The organism is uncultured Thiodictyon sp., assembly GCA_903837595.1.
Taxonomy (GTDB): Bacteria; Pseudomonadota; Gammaproteobacteria; order Chromatiales; family Chromatiaceae; genus Thiodictyon.
Map to the genome: position 1 here is coordinate 1 of CAILVI010000126.1, position 3572 is coordinate 3572.

General features: G+C 66.2%; 3 protein-coding genes and 1 pseudogene. 1 reads left to right on the top strand and 3 read right to left on the bottom strand.

Translation table 11 applies throughout. From position 1 onward, the window contains the following. Nucleotides 1–37: 37 nt before the first annotated feature. Nucleotides 38–664, bottom strand: a complete 627-nt coding sequence (locus tag QZY44_RS06740; protein WP_295444012.1) for a carbonic anhydrase — start codon at nucleotides 662–664, stop codon at nucleotides 38–40. A gap of 255 nt (nucleotides 665–919) precedes the next feature. Here QZY44_RS06740 and QZY44_RS06745 point away from each other — a divergent pair, with 255 nt between their 5' ends. After that, nucleotides 920–1813 carry a methyltransferase domain-containing protein gene (locus QZY44_RS06745; RefSeq protein ID WP_295444015.1) on the top strand — a complete coding sequence of 298 codons (894 nt, stop codon included), beginning with the start codon at nucleotides 920–922 and terminating at the stop codon, nucleotides 1811–1813. 56 nt (nucleotides 1814–1869) lie between these two features. Here the strand turns inward: QZY44_RS06745 and QZY44_RS06750 are convergent, their stop codons facing one another. Beyond that, nucleotides 1870–3009 carry an alpha/beta fold hydrolase gene (locus tag QZY44_RS06750; RefSeq protein ID WP_295444018.1) on the bottom strand — a complete coding sequence of 380 codons (1140 nt, stop codon included), beginning with the start codon at nucleotides 3007–3009 and terminating at the stop codon, nucleotides 1870–1872. Between the two features lie 282 nt (nucleotides 3010–3291). Then, nucleotides 3292–3495, bottom strand: a pseudogene (locus QZY44_RS06755) (DUF29 domain-containing protein); the annotation flags it as partial. Between the last annotated feature and the right edge of the window lie 77 nt (nucleotides 3496–3572).

Sequence of the window (3572 nt, forward strand, 5' to 3'; positions counted from 1 at the left end):
CAGACGCTTTGGCTGGCGGCCATGGACAAGCCCCCGATTAGGCGACCTCGATCCCATTGAAAAACTCGACCACCCCGGTGTCCAGCGAATACTCGGCACCGACCACGACCAGCCCCTGGTGCTCGCTCAATTCCTCCAGCAGCTCCGAGCCGTGCCGCAGATGGCTGACCGACACCCCGACATTGGCCCGCACGGCGTGCCGCACCAGAACGTCCATGTCGTGCCGCAGCTCGGTGCGCAGCAGGCCCTCGACGGACGGCCGGATGCGGTCGACGATGGAGCGCAGGTTACGCGACTGGCTCGCCGTCGGGCGCTGCAGCTCCTCCAGGGTGGCGAGCACCGCCCCGCACTGCGAATGTCCGAGCACCACGACCAACCGGGTGCCGTAACGCTCCGCCGCAAACTCCACGCTGCCCACCTGCGAGGGAGAGACGACGTTGCCGGCCACCCGGATGACGAACAGATCGCCGAACCCCTGGTCGAAGACGAGCTCCGCCGGCACCCGCGAGTCGGAACAGCCTAGCACGATGGCAAAGGGCGCCTGCCCCTGCGCCAACTGCGCACGCCGCGCATGACTCAGGAGCGGCTCGCGGCGCTGCGTGCCCGCGACAAACCGTTGGTTTCCCTCGCGCAGACGTGCGAGTGCTTCAAGTGCAGAAATCATTCAACCTCATGTGTCCCAAGACGCTGTAGGGTCCGCGGTGCGGACCGACACCCGCGCCGCGCGCACGGTGGCCGGGACGCCGATCAAGCCCAGGATGGCGGTGCGGACACTGCCTGCACGCCCGCCGGGGCGCCCAAAGTCCAGCAGAGCGGCCCCCTGAAGTCAACCGCAGCCACGGCGGCTTGCAACTGCGCACGTTCGAAATCCGCCCCCGCCGCCCCCAAATTCGCAGCTTCAGCCCGCGCGGAGAACCCCATGCCCGAGTCCACTGCCCCGATGACACTGCGCGAGTCGCTCGCCTTTCTCGACTGGGTCTACAACCCCTTCCAGTCACGCGACGTGATCCGCGTCTATGACCTGCTGTCCACCCGCACCCCGAGCGCGCGTGGACTCTGGCTGAACCTGGGCTACTGGCGCGACGCCCGCACCCTGGACGACGCCTGCGCGGCCATGGCCGGGCTCCTGGCGGAGCGCGCCGAGATGGGGCCGGCGGATCGGGTGCTGGATGTCGGATTCGGGTTCGCCGACCAGGACATCTACTGGACCAAACACTACCGGCCGCAGTCCATTGTGGGGCTCAACATCACCGCCAGCCAGGTGGCCGCCGCCCGCACCCGGGTCGCCAAGCTGGGGCTGGCGGACCGTATCGACCTGCGCGAGGGCTCGGCGACCGCCATGCCGATCCCGGACGCCAGTGTCGATATCGTCACCGCGCTGGAGTGCGCCTTCCATTTCAACACCCGCGAGGCCTTCTTCGCCGAGGCCCTGCGCGTCCTGCGCCCCGGCGGGCGCCTGGTGGTGGCCGACATCCTGCCCATGCCCGTCGCCCAATGCTGGGTCGAACGGCAGCAACAACGGCTGTCCTGGTGGGCGGTGGCCGCCAAGTTCCCCATCCCGGAGGCCAACCGCTACACCCGCGCCGAATACGGCCCCCGGCTCGCCGCCCAGGGCTTCACCGACATCCAGGTCGAGTCCATCCGCGCCGATGTCTATGCCCCGCTGCACCGCCACCTGGCCGCGGACCCCGCCGTGGCGCAGCGGCTACACCCCCTGGCCCGGCCGCCGCTGCGACTGGCGCTCAAAGTCTCCGCGCAGAGCATCTACAGCGGGCTCGACTATGTGCTGGCGAGCGCGCGCAAGCCGGGGTGAACCACGGCCCGAACGCCTCGCGGCACCGCACGGGCTGGCCTTAGGATTCAATCGCGCTAACAGCCAGGTGGCGGGGTCTGATCGCATGGCAGTCGCACCGCGGTCGCGGCCCCGCCGGCTACCTCGAAATGCCGTGCCAGGAACTCACTTAAGGCACCGATCATTTGCTCGTAGCAAGGGTTTGCCTGCCCGTTGTAACAATTCGTCCGACGGATCAGGCAGGAATGACGCAGTGGAGCGTTGCCGAGCGAACGAAACTCCCCATCTTGGCCCAGGCTCGGGGCAGTCCCGGAACCGAAAGTCGCAACCATCACCGGTGCTGGAATGTGCGCCCCCAACTCGAGGGCGGCAGCTGGAGCGATGCGCTCGTCGGCATAAGAAAATGCAATGAAGGTTGGCACCCGGATACGCTCGGCCAATGCCCGCAGCTTCTCGCGCGTCGTCACCGGAGCATCCTCCACATCGGAGACCGGGCGAAGATTGGCTGCCAGCACGCGTGTCAGTTGACACAGGGCATTCAGATACCGGGACTTGTATTTAACCGGGTTGTCATGCAATGGGGTGTCCGTCACCACGGAGCGCAACCCGGGGACGCAGGTCAATGGCAAGACGCTGTCGTAGGACCGCAAGACGATCGCCGGCGCAAATAACAGCAAACCCGCGATGTCCGTTTGGCGCAGCTGCGCGTCGATCGTCAGCGCTGCCCCTAATGAGAACCCGCCCACAATGACCCGTTCGCCGGCCAGCCGGGCCATCTCCAGACCGCGATCGACCTCACTGCGCCACTGCTCGGCGCGCACCGTCAGCATCGCGTGCGAATCCGCACCATGTCCTGGCAGCAACACGGTCACCACATTGAGTCCCAGGCCATACAGAGACTCAGCCACATCGGCCATATAATAGGCGGAATCGGTGACGCCATGAATCAACAGCACGCTATAGCGCGTGCGTCGGTCATGAAAATAGGCGACCGGTTGACTCGGGCGAGTATAGCCGTTGCGGTGACGCATGATTTCAGCCAGCTTCTCGCGGTGGTAGTTGGCAAAGCGCGTACGCGCCATGCCGAGACAATCCATTCCATCGGCAGCGCAGTCGAGCTTGGTAGAAACCGGCGGCAGACGTTCCAGTGGGCCCGCGCACCCACTCAAGCAAAGTACGAGCAGCAACGCGAACCAGCGGGCAGTGTTGCGATTCATGGGGCCTCGCCACTCGCGGCAGACGCAGCGGGCGTTGAGGCGAAAGCATCCGGGACCGGGTACGCGAGCACCAGTGGTTTCAGGCGTTCGCCCTGATAGCGGTCATTGCCGATCAGCAGGGCAGTTTTCTTGGCCGCGGGAGACATGAGGGTCCTGGGGATACGCCGGGGGTAGGCGATTCTAACCCCACGGACGCGGAAAAGGGGAACCGGTGCTGTCAGGGGCCTTCTCTTGCTGCTGCGGTGACATCGCGCGGCCCGCGGTCGCACCGCGAGGCTACTCGGGTTTCCAATCCGGGTTGAGGATGTCCGCAAGCAAGACCGCCATCCGGCTTGCGAGTTCGCGCTGTTCGCTCTTGCCCACGTCTTCGATCTCCTCGGCCAGGTGTTCGATATCGAGCCGATCGAACCGGCCGGCGCGCAATAGCCGCGCCTGTTCGTTGGCCCAAGCGATCACGTCCTGTTGGTAAGCGGCGCTTTGAGTCATGGTATCGCCCCCTTTTTCGTCAGAGTTGTGCTGGTAGGCGGAGCCTCGGCAGCTCCGACCCGTCGCGGCCTGGGGGC